Raw genomic sequence first — 24,074 nt, 5'->3', positions numbered from 1 at the left:
CGTCTTCAAAAAAACCCGGCATGCCGGGTTTTTTTGCGTCTCCGGGTTCAAAAAAAGATTACTGCGAATCGTTTTTCATCCTGGACTGGGCAGCCTTGGCCGCACGCAACCGGCGAACCTCTTTTGGATCAGCCAACAACGGACGATAAATTTCTATTCGATCACCCGCCACCAGCACTCGGGTTTCGGCGTCGCTCAGCACTTTGCCGAAAATACCTACGGAACAATGCGCAAGATCCAACTCAGGAAAATGCTGGCTGATCCCGGAAGCCTGCAGCGCGTCGCGCACCGTCGAATCCGATGCCACGCCAACGCTAAGCAGCACCTGGCGATCTATCCCAGCGTAAACCACTTCGATTTCAATCAGCGGCTTAACCATGCAGCTGTTTTGCCCGCTGGCAAAAAGCGTCGACCAGGGTGTTGGCCGCCTGATTGAACAGCGGCCCTAACGTTGCGCGCACGATGGGGCCGGCGTAATCGAACGACAGGTCCAGGCTGATCTTGCAGGCCTTTTCTCCCAACGGCTTGAACACCCAAACCCCGTGTAACTGGTTGAATGGCCCTTCTTCAAGATTCATCTCGATCGACTGCCCTGGCACCAGCGTGTTTCGCGTCACGAAATGCTGCTTAAGACCGCCCTTGGCTATTTCGACCCGAGCGCGCATGTGCCCCTCACCGGCGTCCAATATCACAGCCGATGAGCACCACGGCAAAAATTCCGAGTAGTGCGCTACGTCATTTACCAAGTCATAAAGTGCCTGGGCCGGGTAAGGCAACAGGGCAGAGCGTTGAATATGGGTAGTCATGTCAGCGTCACTTCCAAAGCTGAGCGGCAAACACAACAAGAATGCCGAACGGCGCCACATAGCGCATCAAAAAGAACGTCAAAGCGAAAAGCACCGGGCTGCGCATCGATAACTCATCACGCACCGCCTCACGACCCATCACCCAACCTGCAAAAACCACAAAACAGAACCCACCGAGCGGCAACATGATCCGCGAGGTGAAAAAATCGATGACCCCAAAGAAGTTCAGCCCCCCCACTGCGCCCCATTGGTAGAGGTGAAAAACACCGGCATCGATCACAAAAAACTTGGCCTGCTCCCAGATATTGAACGAAAAAACCGTGCCCAAACCCACGAACCAGCAGATGAATGCCAGCCAGAATGTCACCCAACCGCGGCGAACTTTAGTCCGTTCGATCAGATAGGCCACCATTGGCTCAAGCAATGAAATAGCCGAACTCCAGGCCGCTACCGCCACCAACACGAAGAAGATTACGCCCATGAGCTGGCCGAACGCCACGTTGCCAAACGCAAATGGCAAGGTCACGAACATCAGGCCCGGGCCTTCGCTGGGGTTTAGGCCCGCCGCAAATACAATTGGAAACAACGCCAAGCCTGCTAATAGTGAAACAAACGTATCGAGCAACGCCACACCGACGATGGTCCCGGAGATCGATGAGTTCTTCGGCATATATGCGCCGTAAATCATGATCGACCCTACGCCCACACTCAGCGAGAAGAAGGCATGCCCCATCGCGGGCAGCAAACCATCGAGCAGCTTCGACGCGTCGAAGTCGAACATGAAATGCACGCCCTCCATGAAGTGTCCGGTCGTCAGGCTATAACCCAACAGAATCACCATCAGGATAAAGAGCAGCGGCATCATGATCCGCAGACTGCGCTCAAGTCCCGCAACCACGCCTTTGGCGATCACCACAGCAGAAAGCAGCATAAACACCGTGTGCCACAGGGTCAGGCGCCAAGGGTCGGCGATGACCTTGCCGAAGTAAGCCCCCACTTGATCGGACGCGACACCCTGAAAATCGCCACGGCCCATATCAATGATGTAATCCAGCGACCAGCCACCTACCACGCTATAGAAGGACAGGATCAACAATGCCGTGATCATTCCGGCGAATGCCCCCCAGGACCAACGCGTCGAATGCCCCGCCTCGAGCGCCAACACCTTCAAGGCGTTGGCCGGACTTTGCCGGGCGCGCCGGCCAATCAGCGTTTCGGCGAGCATCACCGGCACACCGATCAGGGCAATACAGGCCAGGAACACCAACACGAAAGCGCCGCCGCCATAGACGCCGACCATGTAGGGAAACTTCCATATGCTGCCGAGACCCACCGCAGAACCGGTCGCTGCGAGAATGAACACCCAGCGGCTCGCCCAGCCGCCGTGGACAGAAACCTTGTCCGTCGACATCGTTAACACGCTCAACCGTTCAAAAAAGAGGCCGCATTGTCCGGGATTCAATCAAGCTGCTCAAGCACGCAGCTTCACCGTAGCCGACAGCGCGTTGTCTCCCTATAATGCGTCCCCTATGGCTAAGCTCAAGAAATACCCCACAGGGACCATCGCGCAAAATAAAAAGGCGCGTCACGATTACTTCATCGAACATAAGTTCGAGGCCGGTCTGGTCCTGGCTGGCTGGGAAGTAAAGAGTATGCGTGCTAGCAAGGTGCAGCTGGTTGACAGCTATGTGCTGCTCAAGGATGGCGAGGCCTGGCTGATGGGCTGCCATATCACGCCGCTCGCGGCCGCCAGCACGCACGTCATCGCTGACCCTACACGTACCCGAAAGCTGCTGCTCAACCAGCGCGAGCTAGAAAAGCTCAACACCGCGGTTCAGCAGAAAGGCTATGCCTGCGTGGCCCTTTCCATTTACTGGAAAGCACACTTGATCAAGTGTGAAATTGCGCTTGGCAAAGGCAAGAAGGAATACGACAAGCGCCACACCGAGCGCGAGCGCGACTCTGATCGTGAGCTGCAACGAGCGGTTCGCACCAAGGGTAAAGATGACTGACACCTCGCATGTGCGAGTTGCCTGACGCACTCAGGCGCTTCATTTGCGAATAAATTCGCTCTCACCGAGGATACGCAATCTCTGTGGGAGCGAATTCATTTGCGAAATAGTCCGGGCCAGACCTCACAGCGCGTTACGTCTCTCCGCCCGCGCCGTACGCTGCACTTGCTGCCGCACCTCTTCCAGCACCTCCTGCACATAGAGCAGATGGCGGCTGGCAACTTCGCGCGCGTCTTCCGCACGGCCTTCGATAATCGCCAGATACAACTCATGATGCTGACTGATCAGCATGTCGCGGGTCTCCGTGCGTTGCTTATACATGCCACCGATATTGGTCACAACATTACGTTTGAGTAGATCGAACAGACCACGGATCGTGTGCAACAGCACTGCGTTATGGCTCGCTTCAGCGATAGCCAGATGGAAGCTCGCATCGGCAGCCCCCTCCTCGGCTCGGCTTACTTCGCCGACCCGCGAATAACAGTCCTGCAATAAATCAAAGGCCGCCCGCAGCCGCTCACGGTCGACGTCTGTCGCGCGCAAGGCTGCGTAATACGCACACGAGGCTTCCAGCGTATGGCGAAACTCAAGCAGATCACGCTGAGCATCCGGATTGCTTTCCAGCAAATGCAGCAACGGATCGCTGAACGTCGACCCCAGATTCTCGACCACGTAATTGCCGCCGCCCTGGCGGCTGATCAGCAAACCTTTGGCTGTAAGTTTCTGAATCGCTTCACGCAAGGATGGGCGCGATACACCAAACTGTTCTGCCAACGCACGCTCGGCAGGCAAGCGCTCTCCAGACCTCAATGTGCCTTCGAGAATCATCCCTTCCAGTTGCTCAACAATATCGTCAGACAAACGGCGCTGACGCACCTGATCAAACCCCATAACTCACTCCACCTCCCCGATCATCTGTCGGGACCGCCTATTCTCGCCGATTGCCACCGCGCCGACACCCTTCAGGTTCAGCTGAAAATGCCACATCAATGCTAATTTTTTCGCAAATCGACGAAAGTATTAGAAGGGCAAATTGACACATCAATAGCTAGGCTTTTAACCTAGCGTCCAGACATTGTAAATTGGTATTACCAATTTACAATGCCGGCATTCAGTGGCCACCATCCACGACGCCGCAAGACCTCTCGTCATAGCGAAAGGCTTGAGCTGGTGAGCTGTGCGACTTGTTCGTCAGCTTCGATTCGACGACCGCGATCTAGCGTGTTTACCGTCGGCAACGAGCTGCGATCTTGCGATACGGAACACCGGGCCTGACCAACAACAATTAGGGGCCACCCCATATGCAAACCTGGCAACAGTTCTATACCCCACTCGGCAGCCTTGGCTTTTCCGCCATCGCCGCAGTCATCCCCATCGTGTTTTTCTTCATGGCCTTGGCCGTGTTCCGGCTAAAGGGCCATGTTGCAGGCAGCATTACGCTGCTGTTATCGGTACTGATCGCGATCTTCGCCTTCAAAATGCCTGCTGATATGGCCGTTGCAGCCGCCGGATACGGGTTTGCCTATGGCGTCTGGCCGATTGCCTGGATCATCATCGCAGCGGTATTCCTCTACAAACTGACGGTTAAAAGCGGTCAGTTCGAGATTATCCGCAGCTCGGTCCTGACCATCACCGACGACCCGCGCCTGCAAGTGCTGCTGATCGCCTTCTGCTTTGGCGCATTCCTTGAGGGTGCAGCAGGTTTCGGTGCGCCAGTGGCGATTACTGCAGCGTTGCTGGTGGGCCTGGGCTTCAACCCGATCTATGCCGCAGGGTTGTGCCTGATTGCCAACACGGCCCCGGTCGCTTTCGGCGCATTGGGTATTCCGATTATCGTGGCGGGCCAGGTTTCGGGTATCGACGCATTCAAGATCGGCGCCATGGCCGGCCGTCAACTGCCGTTGCTGTCGCTGTTCGTACCGTTCTGGCTGGTGTTCATGATGGACGGCATGCGTGGCGTCAAGGAAACCTGGCCAGCCGCTCTGGTCGCAGGTTTTACCTTCGCCGCCAGCCAGTTCCTTACCTCGAACTTCATCGGCCCGGAACTGCCGGACATCACCTCAGCGCTACTCAGCCTGATTGCCCTGACCCTGTTCCTCAAAGTCTGGCAGCCTAAACGTACCGCTGGCGCGCAAATGGCCGGTGCTACCCCAACCGGCCCAGTAGTCGCCAGCGCTGGCGGCTTCGGTCTGCCACGCACGTCGGTCAAGTCTGAATACACCGTGGGCCAGATTTTCAAAGCGTGGTCACCCTTCCTGATTCTGACCGTCATCGTCACCATCTGGACGCTTAAGCCGTTCAAGGCCATGTTCGCCGCGGGTGGTGCGATGCAGGCATGGACCATGAACTTTGCCATCCCGCATCTGGACCAACTGGTGTTCAAGGTAGCGCCGATCGTCGCCAACCAGACTGCCATGCCAGCCGTGTTCAAGTTAGACCTGATCGCAGCCTCCGGCTCCGCGATTCTGATCTCCGCATTGCTGTCGATGCTGGTGTTGCGAATCGGGGTCAAAACCGGTCTGACCACTTTCAAAGAAACCCTGTTTGAACTGCGCTGGGCCGTCGTGTCCATTGGCATGGTGTTGGCGTTCGCCTTCGTGATGAACTTCTCCGGCATGTCCACCACTCTGGCACTGGTTCTGGCATCCACGGGCGCTGCATTCCCGTTCTTCTCGCCATTCCTTGGCTGGCTGGGCGTGTTCTTGACAGGTTCCGATACCTCCTCCAACGCGCTGTTTGGCTCATTGCAAGCAACGACCGCACACCAGGTCGGCGTTAGCGATGTGCTGATGGTGGCCGCAAACTCCACCGGCGGCGTGACCGGCAAAATGATTTCACCGCAGTCAATTGCTGTTGCCTGCGCCGCCACCGGCCTGGTGGGTAAAGAATCCGACCTGTTCCGCTTCACCCTCAAACACAGTCTGTTCTTTGCCACCATCGTCGGCTGCATCACCCTGGCTCAGGCTTATTGGTTCACCGGCATGCTGGTTCACTAACAGCATCCACACCCGCAACGACCTGGCGCCGGGCTAATCCCCGGCGTCAACCATTCATGACCGGGTCTGCAAAGCGGCTGAAAGCGTCAATGATGCATCTTTCGACCGCGGCGCTGGACGGATAACCGGGACCACCCGGAGAAACGCCTGATGAGCGAGCTCTATTACAATGCCGTACCTAATGCGACCCGCGTCGCACCGCCACAGGCGGAACCACGGCACTACCCTGATGCGAAACCTGAGCGGGTCTACCTGTTCGGTACCTGCGTGGTCGACCTGTTTTATCCAGAAGCCGGCATGGACGCGATTCATCTGCTCGAACGCGAAGGCATTCGGGTTGAGTTCCCCCAAGGGCAAAGCTGCTGCGGACAACCGGCCTACACCTCCGGTTACACCGATCAGGCGCGTGAAGTCGCGCGAGCGCAACTGGCATTGTTCTCTGGTGATTACCCTGTGGTCGTACCGTCCGGCTCATGCGCCGGCATGCTGCGCGAGCACTACCCCGACTTGTTCAAGGACGAGCCGGAAACCTTAAAGCAGGTCCGTGCTCTCGCCGCCCGCACCTATGAACTGGCGGAGTTTCTGCTGTTCGTGTGCAAAGTGAAGCTCAAGGACAGTGGCGCACCGATCAAGGTTGCACTGCATACGTCCTGCTCGGCACGCCGCGAAATGAATACCCATTTGCACGTCCGGGAACTGTTGTCGCAAATGGTCAACGTCGAGCGGGTAGACCACAGTCACGAAAGTGAATGCTGTGGTTTTGGCGGGACGTTCAGCGTGCGCATGCCGGATATTTCCGGGGCCATGGTCGCGGACAAGACACGTGCGTTAAAAGAGTCGGGCGCGCATCAAGTGCTGACCGCCGACTGCGGCTGTTTGATGAACATCAACGGCTCGCTGGAGAAACAACGGGAATCGCTACGCGGCCAACACGTGGCCACTTTCCTGTGGCAACGCACCGGAGGTGGACAATGAGCACGCAAACACTGATCCCCACCGTTGAGGTACACGAAGATTTCCGTGCCCGAGCCCACAAAGCCTTGGGCGACAGCCAACTGCGCAACAACTTCCGCACCGCCATGGACTCGCTGATGACCAAGCGCGCGGCCGCGTTCAGCGATGCTGACGAGCGTGAACGTCTGCGCACCCTGGGCAATGCGATTCGTGCGCGCGCCCTGTCCAAGCTGCCCGATTTGCTTGAGCAGCTGGAACGAAACCTGACCCGTAATGGCGTGAAGGTGCATTGGGCGGAAACGGTAGAAGAAGCCAATGACATTGTCCTCTCGATCGTCGAGGCTCATGAAGCCCGGCAAGTGATCAAGGGCAAGTCGATGGTCAGCGAAGAAATGGAAATGAATGATTTCCTCGCCGCCCGCAGCGTTGAATGCCTGGAATCGGACATGGGCGAATACATCGTCCAGCTCGACCACGAGAAACCGTCGCACATCATCATGCCGGCGATTCACAAAAACGCCGTCCAGGTGGGCACCTTGTTCCACGACAAACTGGGCGTGGACTACACCAAAGACGTCGACAAACTGATCCAGATCGGTCGCAAAGTGCTGCGCCAAAAATTCTTCGAAGCCGACATCGGCGTCTCCGGTGTCAACTTCGCCGTGGCTGAAACCGGCACCCTGTTGCTGGTCGAAAACGAAGGCAACGGCCGCATGTGCACCACGGTTCCGCCGGTGCATATCGCCGTGACCGGCATCGAAAAAGTCGTCGAGAACCTACGCGACACCGTCCCACTGCTGTCGCTGTTGACCCGCTCGGCGCTGGGCATACCCATCACCACGTACGTCAACATGATCTCCGGTCCACGCAAAGCCGATGAACTGGATGGCCCGCAAGAAGTGCATCTGGTACTGCTCGATAACGGTCGCAGCCAAGCGTTCGCCGACAGTGAACTGCGTCAGACCCTGAACTGCATCCGCTGTGGCGCCTGCATGAACCACTGCCCGGTCTATACCCGCATCGGCGGTCATGCCTATGGCGAGGTGTACCCAGGCCCTATCGGTAAAATCATCACCCCGCACATGGTCGGCCTGAACAAAGTCCCGGACCACCCCAGCGCTTCGTCGTTGTGCGGCGCCTGCGGCGAAGTCTGCCCGGTGAAGATTCCGATCCCGGCCCTATTGCGTCGCCTGCGCGAAGAAAACGTCAAATCGCCGGACGCGCCGAATAAAGTCATGCGCGGCCAGGGCAGCAAATACTCACGCACAGAACGCTTTATCTGGAATGCCTGGTCGCGCCTCAATAGCTCGCCAGCGCTTTACCGTTTGTTCGGTTTTTTCGCTACCCGCCTACGCAATTTGACCCCAAGCAACATCGGCCCGTGGACGCAGAATCACAGCGCACCGAAACCGGCAGCTCGCTCGCTGCATGAGCTGGCCCGTGAACATTTGGCCAAGCAGTCGATAGAGAAGCAACCGGGAGCCAAGCGATGAGCGCCAAACAAAACATCCTCAACAAGCTGCGCCACAGCCTGACCGGTGCCACGCCGATTGCCGACAACTTCGACGAAGACCTGGTGACCACCCCGTGGAGTTACGCCCCCGAACAACGGCTCGCGCAGTTGCGCAAACTGATGGAAGCTGTGCACACCGAAATCCATCTCAGCACTGAACAGGGCTGGCCGGAGCTGCTCGGACAATTGGTGCATGATCGCCAATTGCCGAGCCTGTTGATCGCGCCTGGCACGCCCCACGGTCGACGCGTCACCGAGCATTGGACTGTGCACCCCGAGCTACCGCCGCTGAAGGCCTATGACCGTGCGGTAGAGACGTGGAAAACCGAGCTGTTCGACGACACGCCCGCCAGCTTCACCACCACCTTGGGCGCCATTGCCGCCACGGGCAGCCTGATTCTATGGCCGACCCGCGAAGAACCGCGCCTGATGAGTCTGGTGCCGCCCGTGCATTTCGCCCTGCTCAAGGCCAGCGAAATCTACGACAACTTTTATCAGGTCCAGCAACAACAGAACTGGGCAGCCGGCATGCCGACCAACGCACTGCTGGTGTCCGGCCCATCAAAAACCGCAGACATTGAACAGATCCTGGCCTACGGCGCTCACGGCCCGAAAGATCTGGTGGTACTGATTCTGGAGGATGCATGAGCCTGCCCGCTGTATTCCTGCGCGAAGCCGAGCGCCTGATTCCCAAGAACAGACGCTTCGACGACCCGCTTTCAACCCTGGCCTTCGGCACTGATGCCAGCTTCTACCGGCTGATCCCGAAACTGGTGATCCGCGTCGAGTCCGAAGACGAAGTGGTCGCGCTGCTCAAGCTGGCTCAAGCTGAAAACGTGCCGGTGACGTTTCGGGCTGCAGGCACCAGCTTGTCCGGCCAGGCCATCAGCGATTCAGTGCTGATCGTACTCGGCGACAATTGGAACGGCAGAGAGATTCGCGGTCAGGGCACGCAGATCCGCCTGCAACCCGGGGTCATTGGCGCCCAGGCCAACGCTTGGCTGGCACCGTTCGGGCGCAAGATCGGGCCGGACCCGGCGTCAATCAACGCCTGCAAAATCGGCGGCATCGTCGCCAACAATTCCAGCGGCATGTGCTGCGGCACCGCGCAGAACACCTATCACACCCTTGCCGGGATTCGCCTGGTATTGGCTGATGGCAGCCGCCTGGACACCGAAGATTCCGCCAGCGTCGCCGCGTTTCGCGAGAGCCACGCCGACCTGCTGGAACAACTGGCCCGACTCGGCCGCGAGACACGTGCCAACAGCACACTGGCCGCAAAGATTCGCCACAAATACCGCCTGAAAAACACCACCGGCCTGTCACTCAATGCCCTGGTGGATTTCGATGAGCCACTGGATATCCTCAGCCACTTGCTGGTCGGCTCCGAAGGCACCCTCGGTTTTATCAGCGCGGTCACTTACGACACCGTCATCGACCACCCGTACAAAGCATCGGCGCTGATCGTGTTCCCCGATGTGGAAACCTGCTGCACCGCCGTCACCGTCCTGAAAAGCCAACCGGTTGCCGCAGTCGAACTGCTGGACCGACGCAGCATGCGGTCGGTGCAAGACAAACCAGGCATGCCTGCCTTCGTCCGTGAATTGTCGGAAAACGCTTGCGCACTGCTGATCGAATCCCGCGCCGCCTCCCAGGCATTACTGCATGAGCAGCTCGCGCAGATTATGGCCTCGCTGGCATCATTCCCGGTGGAAAAGCAGGTCGACTTTACCGAAGACCCGGTGGAAAACGCCCGTCTCTGGGCGATTCGCAAAGACACCTTCCCCGCCGTTGGCGCCGTGCGTAAAACCGGTACCACAGTGATCATCGAGGACGTTACGTTCCCGGTCGAACAACTGGCGATTGGCGTGCGTCGACTGATCGCGCTGTTCGACAAGCATCACTACGACGAAGCGATCCTGTTCGGCCACGCGCTGGAAGGCAACCTGCACTTCGTGTTCACTCAGGGGTTCGACAGCCCTTCGCAAGTCGCCCGTTATCAAGCGTTCATGGACGACGTCACGCAACTGGTGGCCGTAGAGTTCGGCGGCTCATTGAAAGCCGAGCACGGCACCGGACGCAACATGGCGCCCTTTGTCGAGCTGGAATGGGGCAGCGATGCCTATCAACTGATGTGGCAGCTCAAACGGCTGCTTGATCCTAACGGCATCCTCAACCCGGACGTGGTGCTCAGCACCGATCCGCAGATCCATTTGAAACACCTCAAGCCACTGCCCGCCGCCGACGAAATCGTCGACAAATGCATCGAGTGCGGTTTTTGCGAGCCGGTGTGTCCGTCCAAAGGGCTGACGCTAAGCCCACGACAACGCATCGTGATCTGGCGCGATATCCAGGCGAAAAAACGCGCGGGCATCGACACCACTGATCTGGAGCGCGACTACCACTATCAGGGCATCGACACCTGTGCCGCGACAGGGCTGTGTGCGCAACGTTGCCCGGTCGGGATCAATACCGGCGAGTTGGTGAAGAAGCTGCGCAGCCGCGAAGCGACCCATGGCAAAACTGCGGATTGGCTGGCCCATAATTTCAAGACCGCCCTGCAAGGTGCGCGCTTCACGCTGCACGTGGCCAACGGTGCGCGGATGCTCTTGGGCGCTCCACGCCTGGCGAAAATATCCGCAGCGCTGAGTAAGGCGTCGTCAGGTCGCGTGCCGCAATGGACCGCCGCCATGCCGCAGCCGGAACGGGCCATTCGTTTCAGCCCACCGATCAATGATCAGCGTCCACGTGTGGTGTACCTGGCGGCCTGCGTATCACGCGTCATGGGCCCCGCTGCGAGTGACCGCGAACAGATGTCGCTGCTGGACAAAACCCGTGGGCTGCTAGAGAAGGCCGGGTATCAGGTGGTATTCCCCGACAATCAGGACAGCCTGTGCTGCGGGCAACCCTTTGCCTCAAAAGGCTACAACGAGCAAGCCGAGGACAAACGCCAGGAACTGCTCGCAGCCTTGATCAAGGCCAGTCGCGGCGGTCTCGACCCGATCTATTGCGACACCAGCCCATGCACCCTGCGCCTGGTTCAGGACCTGAAAGACACGCGCCTGGACCTGTACGACCCGGTGCGCTTCATCCGCACTCACCTGTTGGACAAGCTGCACTTCACCCCCCAGCAGGAAGCCATCGCGGTGCACGTCACCTGCAGCACCCAACACTTGGGCGAGAGCCAGGCCTTGATTGAGCTGGCGCGCCTGTGCAGCCAGAATGTGGTGATACCCGAAGGCATCCATTGCTGCGGCTTTGCCGGTGACAAGGGCTTCACTACGCCAGAACTGAACGCGCATTCATTGCGCACCTTGAAAGACGCGGTGCAGTACTGCAACGAAGGTATTTCCACCAGCCGGACCTGTGAAATCGGCCTGTCGCAACACGGCGGTATCGATTACCACGGCCTGGTTTATCTGGTGGACCGAGTGACTCAAGCCAAGTCTGCGTAGGACCTCCCTGACGGGGCCCACACGCCCCCGTCAGAGCGCCGGACGTCGCAAGAACGGCTTTTTCACAGGCAGTTCAAGAAAAAATAGAACCCCTGCGCCAGGTAAGAGTCAATCTATTCAGGCCCTCCCCAGAAGTGAACCGGGCTTACCACAGCGCTCGGGCCATCGGACTCATAGACCGTCCATCCCCGAGTCCACAGGCTAAGGAGACACACATGAAGCGCACTGCACTCACTGGATTGTTCCTCACCGCCGCCCTGTTGGCTTCCCCGGTATTTGCCGCTGATGATCTGTGCGACGCCAATCTGCAGCAGATCAAAGATGACCTGACCACCGGCGCAACCGACATGGGCGACGACACCCTGATGAACCTCAAGGAAGCGCAAAAGGAAGCCATGGCCGCAAAAGCAGCTGGCGACAATAAAAAATGCATCGAGCTGACCGAAAAGGCCTTGGAAGAGGCCGACAAGGGTGAGGACAGGTAAAAGCATTGCCAAGGCCAGCCCTGGGGCTGGCCTGTTTCACCCCGTCGCCTGACAGAAAGTCGACGTCCTCCCTGCATTGAGGTAGACTCACCACTTGACTGCTAGAGCAGTTGTAATTGGGGCCGATTAGGATTCGACGCCGGTCGCGAAACTCTAGGGGCATGCCGAGTTGGTAACAGAACTCGTAAATCCACTGTTGCAACTTCTTATAGTTGCCAATGACGAAACCTACGGGGAATACGCTCTCGCTGCGTAAGCAGCCTTAGCCCTTCCCTCCTGGTCGCTTCGGCGCCAGCAATCACTAGGGGATGTCTGTAAACCCGAAGTGATTGTCATATAGAACAGAATCGCCGTGCAGTATGTTGTGGACGAATCGGCTAAAAATTACACAGCTCGCCCAATGCACCCTGCCCGTCGGGCCGCTGAGGGTTAACTTAATAGACACGGCTAAGCATGTAGTCCCGAAAGCGGAGTACTGGCGGACGGGGGTTCAAATCCCCCCGGCTCCACCAAATCCACAAAAAAAGACGTCCACGGGCGTCTTTTTTTGTGCCTGAAATCCAGTGAATACAGGGGTTTCAGAGCCACCAACGTCCATGGACGTCCGACAGAATCCACATCACCTGGTATTCCACATGGTATTCCAAGCCCCTCAGTGGTAATTTTTGGAATACCGAATGATGTCGTGGAATACCTCATATGCGCCCAAGCCACCCGCCTCTCTGATCGCCAACTCAAAGCTGTAAAACCGAAAGACAAGGACTACGTCCTCAGCGATGGAGACGGCTTACAGCTGCGCGTGAGGGTCAATGGCTCTACGCTCTGGAACTTCAACTACCGGCACCGGTTACCAAGAACCGTATCAACATGGGCCTCGACACCTACCCAGAACTCTCGCTCGCTCAAGCCAGGAAGAAAACGGTCGAAGCCAGAGAACTTCTCGCTCAGGGCATTGACCCGAAAGAACAACGTAGCGCGTTGGAGCAGACAAAAAGGCAGGCAACCGAGCACACATTCGAGAACGTCGCGTCTGCTTGGCTTGAACTGAAAAAGGATTCTGTAACTCAGGCTTATGCCGAGGACATCTGGCGCTCGCTCACGCTGCATGTTTTTCCATCGCTGGGAACAACACCTATCTCGCAGATCAATGCCCCGACGGTCATCGAGCTGCTGCGCCCTCTAGAAACCAAAGGCAGTCTGGAGACAGTGAAGCGACTGACCCCACGGCTCAACGAGATCATGACCTATGGCGTGAACTCGGGAATGATCTTTGCCAAGAAACATAGGCACGCATATGGCCGAGCCGCCTGATCAGTCGGTGGCCGACCGCCCTGCCAAGAATCAATCCGAGGAAGTTGACCGCCATCAGAGCCCCGACCCAGAACTCACTGACACCCTCAACGCTCAGGCGCAGCGCCAGATAAGTGCTGAGAAGGCACGAGCCAAACTGCATCAGTAATGAGGCCAGATACAAAGCACTGAAACCTTTTACAAGCCTGAGCACTTGTATCTCCCCTCTTGCAAAGAAGCGCCAACCTGCATCCTGTCCAGACCGTGGTGACTGCACCTGCCGGGTGGGGAAATATGGCGAGGACCTGTTTAGTCCTCGCCATAACGCTTAGGCCGGTTTGAAGCAGTAAGCGGCCAGCTTGTTGCCGTCGAGGTCGCGGGTGTAAGCGGCATAGGCGTTTGGTGCCCAGTCGCGAGTACCTGGAGCGCCTTCGTCGGTACCGCCGGCAGCCAGGGCGGCAGCGTGAAAAGCATCTATTGCAGCTCGGTTCTGCGCCTCGAAGCTGACAGTGACACCGTTACCCACACTGGCGGGAGCGCCGTTGGCCGGTTTAAGGACGAAGAAGGATGGTGCACTCTCGCCCCAGATCGAGCCGTTGTCGGCCAGGTCGGCGATACGCTTGTGGCCCAGCTTACCCAATACGCTGTCGTAGAAAGCACGGGCTTTGTTCAGGTCGTTGGTGCCGACTGTAACGTGGGTGAATATGCTCATTTATTATCTCTCTAAGGTAAAACGAGGGGGGTGGGTGTTGCAGCTCCGTCAGGGAGGGTTACCCCGACAGTTATCCGTTGTGCTTATTGACTCAACGATCGAAGTGAATAACGGTGCGGATGCTCTTACCTTCGTGCATTAACTCGAAGGCCTTATTGATCTCTTCCAACGGCAAATTGTGGGTGATAAAGGTATCCAGCGGGATCTCGCCCTTCTGCGCCTTTTCCACATAGCTCGGCAGCTCGGTACGACCTTTTACGCCACCGAAGGCCGAGCCACGCCATACGCGACCGGTCACCAGTTGGAATGGCCGGGTGCTGATTTCCTGACCAGCACCGGCGACGCCGATGATTACCGACTCACCCCAGCCCTTGTGGCAGCTTTCCAGGGCGGCGCGCATCAACTGCACGTTGCCGACGCACTCGAAGGAGTAGTCGACGCCTCCATCGGTCATCTCGACAATGACTTCCTGAACCGGCCTGTCGTAATCCTTCGGATTGACGAAGTCGGTGGCGCCCAGCTGCCTGGCGATCTCGAACTTGGCCGGATTGATGTCGACCACGATGATTCGTCCGGCCTTGGCCATGCTCGCGCCAATGATCGCCGCCAGACCGATGCCCCCCAAACCGAAGATCGCCACCGTAGCGCCCTCCTCGACTTTGGCGGTATTGAGCACCGCACCGATGCCGGTGGTGACGCCGCAGCCGAGTAGGCAGACCTTTTCCAGCGGGGCGTCCTTAGGAATCTTGGCCAAGGAAATCTCTGGCAGCACGGTGTACTCGGAAAAAGTCGAGCAGCCCATGTAGTGATAAATTGGCTGCCCCTGATAGGAGAAACGGCTAGTGCCATCGGGCATCACGCCGCGCCCCTGAGTACTGCGAACCGCCTGACAGAGGTTGGTTTTGCCGGATTTACAAAACTTGCACTCACGACATTCGGCTGTGTACAGCGGAATCACATGGTCGCCGACCTCGAGCGAGGTGACGCCAGGCCCCACTGCGACGACGATACCACCCCCCTCATGACCGAGAATACTTGGGAAAATGCCTTCTGGATCAGCCCCAGACAGGGTGTAGGCATCGGTGTGACAAACGCCAGTGGCGACGATACGCACCAGCACCTCACCGACCTGTGGCGGCGCGACATCCACCTCAACAATCTGTAATGGTTGGTTGGCAGCGAAAGCTACAGCGGCGCGCGATTTGAGCATGATCTAAATTCCTGTTCTTTCTGCGGATTGATATAAGCCATGTGCATCTCACTGAAGCGAATCATTGCGCGCTGCAAGGCAAGCACCTGCTCCGCCATGGCGACGATGACGTGCGCGGTGATCGGGTCGCACTGCCGATCAACCCGTCCGCTGAACGTTTCGGTGCCAGCGGGGTAAGCGCGGTCATCTGTAGCCCTCCAGTGGCTATTGCCGAAAACAGATTGCGCCCGACCAAATTCCAAGTCACGCTCATTATTCTTGGCTTTTTTGTGAATTTTTTTCAGGTTCTGTCCATGAAACTCAGTTTGGATCATCTGGTAATGCTGCAGTGCCTGTCGGAAGTCGATTCGATAACGGCGGTTGCCGAGCGGTTATGGGTGACGCCTTCGGCGGTCAGTCATCGTATCCGTGAGGCGGAACGGCGCTTGGGTGTGAAGCTGACGGAGCGCGCGGGAGGCAAGTTGCGACTGAGTCCCGCCGGCGTGCGACTGGAGCGGGCGGCAAGAGATATCACAGCGATTCTGAACGAGGCGGAGGCCGATGCTAGTTCCATGGCTGGCGGCGTATCCGCCTTCGTACGGCTGGGGGTCACTTCCTATGGCCCCTTCCGCTGGATTCCGAAATTCATCAAGCATTACGCCGCACTGCGTCCCGATATCGAAATCACGCTGGTCATGGTGCATCGCGACGAAATTTACACCAGCTTGATTCAAGGCAAGCTGGATGTCTCGATCATTGACGATGGGATGGTGCCAAGTAGCGTCGCTAAACTCCCACTGTTTCGTGACGAGCTGATCGCCATCATGGCGACAGATCATCCCTTGGCCGGAAGGCACACTATTCACGCTGAAGATTTCAAGACCTATAACCTGGTCACCTATTCGACCGAGCGATCCAAAGGCTGGGAATACGACCGTTTCTTTGCCCCGGCCGGTGTTCTGCCGCGTCGCATGATCACGGTGGAGGTGATCGAAGCCATTATCGAGCTGGTGCGCTCCGGCTACGGCCTCAGCATCTTGCAGCGTGATCTGGTGACACCCAGCCTGGAGCGAGGTGAGCTTGCCTGGGCGGCCCTTAATGACGGGCTCGATATTGCCTGGAATGCCATTGTCAGGCCCGCGGAGCCGGAGGGCAGCGAGGTGAATCAGATGGTTACAGAACTGACTAGCTGGATGACTACGCAGAGAAACGCTGAAAACTTTCAGGACTTGCCCTAACACAGCCTAAAGATTGCGCTCGCCCAACCAACAACTCTGGTGGGCTCAACCTGACCACACATGGCGTCACCTCGCGCAACTGTCAAAAACTATTTGGCCGTAGTCGTTATTTCCTCAACAGTGCCAGCATCCGCTTGATATCGGCACGGCCGGTCTTGGCGATGGGCACAAAGGAGCAGTAAGGATGACCCAGTCGTAGTGACACCGATGACAAGGCGATCAGTTGTCCAGACTCCAGATCACTGCGCGCCATAAGCTTTTGCCCCAGTGCGATACCCAGGCCCAGGCGCGCCAGTGAAATCGACAGACTGGATAATCCGCTACGTCGACCTTGTTTCGGGTCAGGATAGTGGCTACTTCCCACCTGGGAAAACCAATCGCGCCAGGTCGGATGGGACGCATAGTTGATCCCCCAGTGAGTATGAATGAATAGGTTCTGCTGGATTTGCGCGAGGTCGAATTCCTGGTTGCCATGGGTATGCCAGAACTCGGGAGAACAGACCGGGATCACTTCGTCATGCACCAGAGGTATCACTTCCAGGCCAGGATAGTGGTAATCCCCATAACTAACTCTAAGGTCAATATCATGGCGCGCGAGATCCACTGGGTCATCTTCCACGCGGATATCGATCGACAGCTGCGGATAGAACTCCAGCAGCGCTGGCAACTTCGGCGCGAGCCAGGATTCGGCGAGGGAATACGGAACGCTGACAACCAGCCGCCGCGCATGCAAGTCCCCCTCGAGAATCCGCGTTGTCATGGCGGCTATATCGCTCAGCGCCCGGGAGGCCTGCGGATAGATGGCATGCCCGGCATCCGTCAGGGTGAGGCGGTTGCCGGCTCGCACGAAGAGTTTGCGCCCGAGGAAGTCTTCAAGATGCCTGACTTGCTGGCTAACGGCCGCGGAGGATACGCCCAACTCCGCGGCCGCTAATACGAAGCTGCCCATCCGCGCGGCAACTTCGAAAGTTTTAACTGCATTGAGCGGTGGAAGCCGGTTCATATCGAACTCCTTCGAAAGATTTTCTAAGGAAACGCTAACAATTTATGCCGTTGTTGGAAAGTTTTTCAGGGGGTAATTTCGTACTTCACTCACGGGGGAGGTACTGATGAAAGACATTCTAGATCTCGAGCGCTATCCACTGGACCAAGAAGGCAGCCCACAATGGCAGGCCGCAGTCGACCGTGCCGCTGTCGAGATGCAAACCACGGGCATGTTCAATCTGAACCAGTTGATGAAACCGCAAGCCTTGAAAAAGGCCACAGCGGAAATCAAACCAGTCATGGACAGCCAGTCGCATGCTCACAAGCGCCGACACAACATTTATTTCCAGCCCGACTTCAAGGGACTCGACCCCAAGCACCCAGCGCTGCGCGAGGTCGAATCAACCAACCACACGCTGTGCGCCGATCAAATCGTGCAGAGTACAGTGCTGGCCATCTATGAATATCCACCTCTGCTGCGCTTTATCGCCGCAGTCATGGGCAAGCCAACCCTGCATGTAATGGAGGACCCTCTGGCACGCGCCAATGTCATGAGCTATCGCGAAGGTGAAGCGTTGAACTGGCACTTCGATCGGTGTGAATTCACCACCACATTACTGCTGCAGGAGCCACTCGACGGCGGCAAGTTCCAATACCGGAGCAATCTGCGTACGGCAGAGAACCCCAACTACGAAGGCATTGCGGCCGTGCTCGACGGACGTGACCCCGACGTTAAAACCCTTACACTTGAGGCCGGAACCTTAAACGTATTTCGTGGTGTGAACTCGTTGCACCGCGTGACACCCGTACAAGGGTCGAAGGAACGCATGATCGCCATCTTCTCCTATTACGAGAACACAGGCGTAATGTTCAGCGATGAGGAAAGCATCGGATTTTACGGGCGCGCGTCTTGATTAGTTTCCCCTGGTAAGCAACAACGGCTTCGCGGTCCACACCGCAAGCCATTACCTATGCCATCTATCGCTCACTGCAATGCGGAGCATTTATGAAAACAACAAAAATAAAAAACTCAGCAAAACTGGCGAAGTACGCCCTGATCGGCGCTGCTTGGCTCTGCGCATCAGCATCCGAGGCTAAAGAGTGGACCTCTGTGACCATCGCCACCGAAGCCGCTTACCAACCTTGGAACATGACGCTTCCAGGTGGCGCCATCGGCGGCTTCGAACCTGAGTTGATGGCAGATCTATGTGCACGCATCAAGCTTCAATGCACCCTGCTCGCCCAGGATTGGGATGGGATGATCCCTAGTCTGCAAGCCGGCAAGTTCGACCTCATCATGGATGCCATTGTGATCACCCCCGAGCGCGAGAAAGTCATTACCTTCTCTCGGCCCTACGCCGCAACCCAGGGTGTACTGGCTGCAAGCGACCCGAAACTGATCGCCCAAGCAGGTGTAGCCGGGGAGATAGTCAAGTTAACCGGGGATGCCAAGGTGGACAAACCCTATATCGACAAGATGCGGATCTTACTCAAGGGTAAAACTATCGGCATTGCCTCCGGCACGGCGTATACCCAATTTGTCGAAACCAACTTCAAGGACATCGCGACCATTCGTGAGTACAAAAAGTCCGATGAGCATGTGCTGGATCTGCAGGCCGGGCGCATCGATTTCTCCTTCGATGACGTGACCTTTTTCAGCTCCGTACTCGACCAGCCCGAGAACAAATCGCTATCCATGGTCGGGCCCAGGATCGGCGGCACTATCTGGGGTCCGGGCGAGGCACTTGGCTTTCGTCAAGACACACCTGAGTTGAAAGCGAAATTCAACGAGGCGTTGAGTGCTGCGTTGGCGGACGGCACGGTGAAGAAACTCTCCGAAAAATGGTTCAAGGCTGACATCACGCCATAAAAGACTGACATCGGGCCGGTAATGGTAATAGAGAATTGCTCCCGCGCTTGCGGATACGCGGTAATTCAATGCCGGCCCAATAACTCCTTGACCCGTCGTTGCGAGCCTAGCCCATTGGCTAAGGGTCAACGATGAGCGTTTCGATAAAAGGATACAGTTATGGATACCTTGCAGATGCTCAGTTTCGGTGACACCGGCTGGGGCTTCACGTTGTTGAAAGCCGCAGGCATGACGCTGTCACTGACACTGGTGTCGTTGCTGGTCGGTGCCGTATTCGGCAGCCTGGTGGCAGCGGCCAAACTGTCACATCGACGTAGCCTGCGATTGTTAGGTGACTCGTACTCGGTGCTGTTCAGAGGCGTTCCCGAGCTACTGGTGATTTACTTGTTCTACTTTGGCGGTGCCACGGTAGTGTCTGCCGTCGGTCACTGGTTCGGCGCCACAGGTTATATCGACATGCCGCCTTTTGCGGTCGGCGCGCTCGCGGTCGGCCTGCTTTCGGGCTCTTATCAGGCCGAAGTCTATCGTGGCGCATTCCTCGCAGTCCCCCGCGGTGAACTGGAAGCGGCACTGGCCATTGGCATGGGCCGCGCAATGCGTTTCAGGCGCGTGTTGATCCCGCAAATATTGCGCTACGCGCTCCCTGGCTTGGGCAACGTCTGGCAGATGACCCTGAAAGACTCCGCACTGATATCCGTCATCGGCTTGATCGAACTGATGCGCGCCAGCCTGATGGCCGCCGGCTCTACTCGCCAATATTTCACCTTTTATATCATCGGAGGCATCGGCTATCTGCTGCTGACCGGGTTGTCGGGGCGAATATTCAATATCGCCGAGGCTCGCGTGCGTCGTACGCAGCGCCACAGTCCTATCCAACACTGAGACAGGTGAGCCTCGAATGATCGACTTCGCATTTTTGCTCGATACGCTACTCAAGTTGCTGGCGGCGCTGCCCACCACGCTGACTTTATTCTTCAGCTCGCTGTCACTGGGGCTATTGTTGTCATTCGCCATTGTCAGCATGCGCGTTTGCCGTTGGCCACTACTGAGCTATCCGGCACGCTGCTACATCATGATTTTTCGCGGCACGCCGCTGATCATTCAGATGTACCTGATCTATTACGGGCTGGGTCAATTCCCAGCGGTCCGCGATAGCGTCGCCTGGGTTGTTCTGCGTTCGTCCTACGGCTGCGCAGTCGTCTCGCTGGCGCTGTGCACAGCAGGCTATACCGCCGAAATCATCCGTGGCGGACTGCTCAGTATTCCCTATGGTCAGATCGAGGCCGGGCAAGCCATCGGCATGTCGCGCTGGGAGTTATTGCGCCGGGTCATCGCCCCGATCACCTTGCGCCAGGTGCTGCCGGCCTACTCCACGGAAGCCATCCTGATGCTCAAGGCCACAGCACTTGCCAGCCTGATAACCGTCTGGGATGTCACCGGTATCGCTCAACAGATCATCCAGCGGACCTACCGCACGATGGAAGTGTTCGCCTGTGCCGCACTGATCTACCTGGTGCTCAACTACATCATCGTGCGCGCCATCGGTTGGTTCGAGCATCGCTTGACTCCGCACTTGCGTGAGCGGCCAGCGTACGTGCCGACGAAAGCCAACCTCGACGCCAGCAGCAATCCGAAATCCCTGCGGAGCTCACTATGAATAGTCAGTCAACGGCCGCCCTGTCGGTTACCAATATCCAGAAATCTTATGGGCAAGCGCATGTGCTCAAGGGAATATCCCTGAAAGCCCATAAGGGCGACGTCGTGTCGATTCTCGGTGCAAGCGGCTCCGGAAAAAGTACATTTTTGCGCTGCATCAATCTGCTCGAAACACCCGATGAGGGCAGTATCAGCCTCAATGGCGAAACCATCGAAATGAAGCGCCTGCGTGACGGACGCCAAGTACCGAGTAATACACGCCAGGTTGAGCAGATACGCAGTCGTCTCGGCATGGTGTTTCAAAGCTTCAACTTGTGGTCGCACAGGACCGTAATAGAGAACGTTATAGAGGGGCCAATGCGGGTTCTCAAACGCTCTTATGCCGAATGCATTGAAGAGGCAGAACACTTATTGCAGAAGGTAGGACTGTACGATCGACGTGATTACTACCCTGCCCATCTATCCGGCGGCCAGCAACAACGGGTTGCGATTGCCCGGGCCTTGGCGATGAATCCACAGGTCATGCTATTTGATGAACCCACTTCAGCACTGGACCCCGAGTTGGTCGGTGAGGTACTCAAAGTCATGCGCTCGCTTGCGGAAGAAGGCCGCACCATGTTGGTAGTCACCCACGAGATGGGTTTTGCCCGGCACGTATCCAATCGAGTGGTCTTCATGCAGGGCGGCCGTATCGATGCTCAAGGCACTCCAGCGGAGCTGTTCGAAGGCTTGCCCACCGAGCGTTTTCGTCAATTCGTGGCCAGCCATCAGTTGAGGAGCGCAGAATGACTAGAACCGCCCCTGCAGGTGACATCGATATGAGTCCAGTATCAGAGGACGCCTTATCACCTCTGCACCTGACCGCCGACCTCACAACTGAAACCTCCATAGCGTTACTCTTGCCGACACCCCGTTGACGTGGAGAGAGATCGTCAAGGTCGCACGACAGGGTGCCAAATTGCACCTCTGCGACTCGACCTGGGCAAGAATCGACAACGCTCGCGCCATCGTCGACCACATTGTGGCACAGGGTGAGCGGGCTTACGGTATCAGCACCGGTTTGGGCGCTCTAAGCGACGTTATGCTGCAAGGTCCGCAACTGGCGCAGCTGTCTCGAAACACCCTGCTGAGCCACGCGTGTGGTGTCGGCGCACCACTAACGGTCGAGCAAACCCGGGCCATCATGTGCGCAGCTGTTAACAACTATGCGCATGGTCACTCAGGTATCAGCCGCAGCGTGGTAGAAGCGCTGATTGCGCTACTCAATCTGGACATCACGCCAAGCGTGCCGTCACAAGGCTCTGTTGGCTATTTGACGCACATGGCGCACATTGGTGTCGCCTTACTGGGCTTCGGCGAAGTGATGTGGCAAGGTCGGCCAATGCTGGCGATGCAAGCGTTGCGCGAAGTGGGCATGGCGCCGCTGGAGCTGCGCGCCAAAGACGGCCTCAGCTTGGTCAACGGCACTCCCTGCATGACCGGCCTGGCCTGTTTGGGACTAGCCGATGCCTTCAATCTGGCCGAATGGGCAGACATCATCGGCGTAATGAGCTTCGAGGCACTGAGAGGTCAGATTGATGCCTTCGATGAAGTGGTCCTGGCGCTCAAACCCCACCCCGGTATCCAGCGAGTCGGTGCCAACCTGCGCGCGTTACTGGCGGGAAGCGAAGTCATTGCCAGCAGCCGAGGTATTCGAACGCAGGATGCCATGAGTATTCGCTCGATTCCTCAGATTCATGGCGCATGCCGCGATCAATTGATTCACGCCGAGCGGCAGATCAATGCTGAACTGGCTTCGGCCACCGACAATCCTCTGGTAATGGGTACACCTGAAAATTATCGCGTTCTGTCTCAATCCAACCCCCATGGCGAGTCCCTGGCAATGGCTGCCGATCTACTATGCATCGCGGTCGCTGAACTCGCGGGAGTTGCCGAACGCCGCCTGGATCGTTTGATCAACCCCTTGGTCAGCGGATTGCCAGCGTTCCTGGTCAGTCAACCCGGAGTTAACTCGGGAATGATGATCGCGCAGTACGTGGCAGCCTCCTTGGTCGGAGAAAATCGCCATCTGGCACAGCCAGCAGTGGTCGATAACTTTGTGACCTCTGCCCTGCAGGAAGACCACCTCAGTCTTGGTACCGGAGCAGCCCTTAAACTGCTCAAAGTCATCGACAATACGACCCAGGTTCTCGCTATCGAATACCTTCTGGCAGCCCAGGCATTCGAATTTCTCAAGGAACAGCGCTTCGGGGTCGGCACCGGTTCTGCCTGGCGCCTCCTGCGCGAGCAGGTTCCACCTTATGATGAAGATCGCTGGCTCGCGCCTGATATCGAAAGCGCCGCTCGCCTGGTTCGAAAAGAACCTCAGCTAGATAGTTTGCGCAGTGGCTCACTGTCCCGATGATGTGCTGAGTCACCGAGAGCCCAACGTAAACGACTTATACCCTAGCGATACATAGTTTTTAGTGAGCAACCAGAAAACCTAGGCAGCACAAGGTTTTATGCATCAAGTCCTTGCGATGTATAAATACATCCTAATGGCATCGTAGCTTCTAAGCGCCGGCAGTAATGTCGACGCTTTTTTATGACGCGATTCGTACCCGTTTGGGGCGCTGGCCCAGATTCCCATACTTTCCTGTGAAGCAGCCATCGAGGGGACTTTAGCGCTCCACGCGTTTGTCTAAGACGCTACTCCACTTCTGATTCATCGCCGCAAAAACCGAGTTGAAATGATCGTCAGGGAATTTGGCAATCTTGCCGAACTGATCGGTTGCATCCATAAGTACCTGCAACCCAATGGCGATGACTGCCTGTAGAAACTCTGGGAGGGTCGACGTTTTGCAAGCTTCCAAGTGATGGCGTGATGGCGTGATGCAGCAGGTCCTTTTTCTACAACGGCTCGCAACGGAGCTCG

At 57.2% G+C, this 24,074-nt stretch carries 23 protein-coding genes, 1 other RNA gene and 2 pseudogenes; 17 read left to right on the top strand and 9 right to left on the bottom strand.

Features of this window, described 5'->3' with window-relative positions:
• Positions 1-58 precede the first annotated feature (58 nt).
• From RGU44_RS23505 to RGU44_RS23495, 3 genes are read right to left on the bottom strand one after another with little or no spacing between them, the layout of a single operon-like run.
• On the bottom strand, positions 59-379 hold the full coding sequence (locus tag RGU44_RS23505) for an RnfH family protein (protein WP_322278294.1): 321 nt from the start codon (positions 377-379) through the stop codon (positions 59-61).
• The gene (locus RGU44_RS23500; RefSeq protein ID WP_322177803.1) at positions 372-806 is read right to left on the bottom strand and encodes a type II toxin-antitoxin system RatA family toxin; all 435 of its coding nucleotides are present in this window, start codon (positions 804-806) and stop codon (positions 372-374) included. The genes RGU44_RS23505 and RGU44_RS23500 overlap by 8 nt, the downstream gene beginning before the upstream one ends.
• Positions 807-813: 7 nt before the next feature.
• Entirely contained in the window at positions 814-2,217 is a 1,404-nt protein-coding gene (locus tag RGU44_RS23495) for a sodium-dependent transporter (RefSeq protein WP_322278290.1), read from the bottom strand.
• 118 nt (positions 2,218-2,335) lie between these two features.
• On the opposite strand from RGU44_RS23495, the gene smpB reads away from it, so the two are divergent.
• A complete protein-coding gene (smpB, locus tag RGU44_RS23490; protein ID WP_322278498.1) occupies positions 2,336-2,818 on the top strand; it encodes an SsrA-binding protein SmpB in 483 nt (160 codons plus the stop codon).
• A gap of 123 nt (positions 2,819-2,941) precedes the next feature.
• On the opposite strand, the gene RGU44_RS23485 is transcribed toward smpB, so the two are convergent.
• Positions 2,942-3,709, bottom strand: coding sequence for a GntR family transcriptional regulator (locus RGU44_RS23485; RefSeq protein ID WP_322278275.1), 768 nt, complete (start codon positions 3,707-3,709; stop codon positions 2,942-2,944).
• Between the two features lie 410 nt (positions 3,710-4,119).
• On the opposite strand from RGU44_RS23485, the gene RGU44_RS23480 reads away from it, so the two are divergent.
• The 9 genes and pseudogenes from RGU44_RS23480 to RGU44_RS25225 all read left to right on the top strand — a co-directional run bounded on the left by RGU44_RS23480 (position 4,120) and on the right by RGU44_RS25225 (position 13,532).
• On the top strand, positions 4,120-5,814 hold the full coding sequence (locus tag RGU44_RS23480; RefSeq protein ID WP_322278273.1) for a lactate permease LctP family transporter: 1,695 nt from the start codon (positions 4,120-4,122) through the stop codon (positions 5,812-5,814).
• Between the two features lie 150 nt (positions 5,815-5,964).
• Positions 5,965-6,789 (top strand): (Fe-S)-binding protein, encoded by an 825-nt coding sequence (locus RGU44_RS23475; RefSeq protein WP_322278270.1) that lies wholly within the window; start codon positions 5,965-5,967, stop codon positions 6,787-6,789.
• The gene (locus RGU44_RS23470; RefSeq protein ID WP_322278267.1) at positions 6,786-8,261 is read left to right on the top strand and encodes a LutB/LldF family L-lactate oxidation iron-sulfur protein; all 1,476 of its coding nucleotides are present in this window, start codon (positions 6,786-6,788) and stop codon (positions 8,259-8,261) included. The genes RGU44_RS23475 and RGU44_RS23470 overlap by 4 nt, the downstream gene beginning before the upstream one ends.
• Complete coding sequence (locus RGU44_RS23465; protein ID WP_322278265.1) at positions 8,258-8,929, top strand: lactate utilization protein; 672 nt, start codon at positions 8,258-8,260, stop codon at positions 8,927-8,929. The genes RGU44_RS23470 and RGU44_RS23465 overlap by 4 nt, the downstream gene beginning before the upstream one ends.
• Positions 8,926-11,736, top strand: a complete 2,811-nt coding sequence (locus RGU44_RS23460) for an FAD-binding and (Fe-S)-binding domain-containing protein (protein ID WP_322278263.1) — start codon at positions 8,926-8,928, stop codon at positions 11,734-11,736. The genes RGU44_RS23465 and RGU44_RS23460 overlap by 4 nt, the downstream gene beginning before the upstream one ends.
• 215 nt (positions 11,737-11,951) lie before the next feature.
• The gene (locus tag RGU44_RS23455; RefSeq protein WP_219063857.1) at positions 11,952-12,221 is read left to right on the top strand and encodes a hypothetical protein; all 270 of its coding nucleotides are present in this window, start codon (positions 11,952-11,954) and stop codon (positions 12,219-12,221) included.
• A gap of 118 nt (positions 12,222-12,339) precedes the next feature.
• Positions 12,340-12,733: a transfer-messenger RNA gene (gene ssrA, locus RGU44_RS23450) on the top strand.
• 143 nt (positions 12,734-12,876) lie between these two features.
• Positions 12,877-13,136 (top strand): annotated as a pseudogene (locus RGU44_RS25230) (integrase arm-type DNA-binding domain-containing protein); the annotation flags it as partial.
• A gap of 63 nt (positions 13,137-13,199) precedes the next feature.
• Entirely contained in the window at positions 13,200-13,532 is a 333-nt protein-coding gene (locus tag RGU44_RS25225; protein WP_416194658.1) for a phage integrase central domain-containing protein, read from the top strand.
• On the opposite strand, the pseudogene RGU44_RS25220 reads toward RGU44_RS25225, so the two are convergent.
• The 4 genes and pseudogenes from RGU44_RS25220 to RGU44_RS23430 form a co-directional block, all read right to left on the bottom strand.
• Positions 13,498-13,674: pseudogene (locus RGU44_RS25220) on the bottom strand (MFS transporter); the annotation flags it as partial. The gene RGU44_RS25225 and the pseudogene RGU44_RS25220 sit on opposite strands and share 35 nt — an antisense overlap.
• Before the next feature lie 165 nt (positions 13,675-13,839).
• Entirely contained in the window at positions 13,840-14,223 is a 384-nt protein-coding gene (locus RGU44_RS23440) for a VOC family protein (protein ID WP_322278261.1), read from the bottom strand.
• Between the two features lie 91 nt (positions 14,224-14,314).
• Entirely contained in the window at positions 14,315-15,433 is a 1,119-nt protein-coding gene (locus tag RGU44_RS23435; protein WP_322278259.1) for an S-(hydroxymethyl)glutathione dehydrogenase/class III alcohol dehydrogenase, read from the bottom strand.
• Positions 15,409-15,747 carry a hypothetical protein gene (locus RGU44_RS23430; RefSeq protein ID WP_322278257.1) on the bottom strand — a complete coding sequence of 113 codons (339 nt, stop codon included), beginning with the start codon at positions 15,745-15,747 and terminating at the stop codon, positions 15,409-15,411. The genes RGU44_RS23435 and RGU44_RS23430 overlap by 25 nt, the downstream gene beginning before the upstream one ends.
• On the opposite strand from RGU44_RS23430, the gene RGU44_RS23425 reads away from it, so the two are divergent.
• Positions 15,727-16,650 (top strand): LysR family transcriptional regulator, encoded by a 924-nt coding sequence (locus tag RGU44_RS23425; protein WP_322278255.1) that lies wholly within the window; start codon positions 15,727-15,729, stop codon positions 16,648-16,650. The two genes, RGU44_RS23430 and RGU44_RS23425, sit on opposite strands and share 21 nt — an antisense overlap.
• Before the next feature lie 106 nt (positions 16,651-16,756).
• Here the strand turns inward: RGU44_RS23425 and RGU44_RS23420 are convergent, their stop codons facing one another.
• Positions 16,757-17,653 carry a LysR substrate-binding domain-containing protein gene (locus tag RGU44_RS23420; RefSeq protein ID WP_322278253.1) on the bottom strand — a complete coding sequence of 299 codons (897 nt, stop codon included), beginning with the start codon at positions 17,651-17,653 and terminating at the stop codon, positions 16,757-16,759.
• Positions 17,654-17,759: 106 nt separating this feature from the next.
• Between RGU44_RS23420 and RGU44_RS23415 the strand changes: the two genes are divergently transcribed.
• From RGU44_RS23415 to RGU44_RS23390, 6 genes are all read left to right on the top strand, one after another.
• Complete coding sequence (locus RGU44_RS23415) at positions 17,760-18,548, top strand: 2OG-Fe(II) oxygenase (RefSeq protein WP_322278251.1); 789 nt, start codon at positions 17,760-17,762, stop codon at positions 18,546-18,548.
• Positions 18,549-18,745: 197 nt separating this feature from the next.
• Positions 18,746-19,504 carry a transporter substrate-binding domain-containing protein gene (locus RGU44_RS23410; protein ID WP_407074634.1) on the top strand — a complete coding sequence of 253 codons (759 nt, stop codon included), beginning with the start codon at positions 18,746-18,748 and terminating at the stop codon, positions 19,502-19,504.
• Positions 19,505-19,663: 159 nt separating this feature from the next.
• A complete protein-coding gene (locus tag RGU44_RS23405; RefSeq protein WP_322278247.1) occupies positions 19,664-20,386 on the top strand; it encodes an ABC transporter permease in 723 nt (240 codons plus the stop codon).
• Between the two features lie 16 nt (positions 20,387-20,402).
• Complete coding sequence (locus RGU44_RS23400; protein WP_322278245.1) at positions 20,403-21,161, top strand: ABC transporter permease; 759 nt, start codon at positions 20,403-20,405, stop codon at positions 21,159-21,161.
• A complete protein-coding gene (locus RGU44_RS23395) occupies positions 21,158-21,949 on the top strand; it encodes an ABC transporter ATP-binding protein (RefSeq protein ID WP_322278242.1) in 792 nt (263 codons plus the stop codon). The genes RGU44_RS23400 and RGU44_RS23395 overlap by 4 nt, the downstream gene beginning before the upstream one ends.
• Before the next feature lie 124 nt (positions 21,950-22,073).
• Entirely contained in the window at positions 22,074-23,564 is a 1,491-nt protein-coding gene (locus RGU44_RS23390) for a histidine ammonia-lyase (RefSeq protein ID WP_322278240.1), read from the top strand.
• Positions 23,565-24,074: the final 510 nt, after the last annotated feature.

The sequence above is a fragment of the Pseudomonas sp. 5C2 genome, from assembly GCF_034314155.1.
Taxonomy (GTDB): domain Bacteria; phylum Pseudomonadota; class Gammaproteobacteria; order Pseudomonadales; family Pseudomonadaceae; genus Aquipseudomonas.
This window is presented reverse-complemented; position numbering and strand designations above follow the sequence as displayed.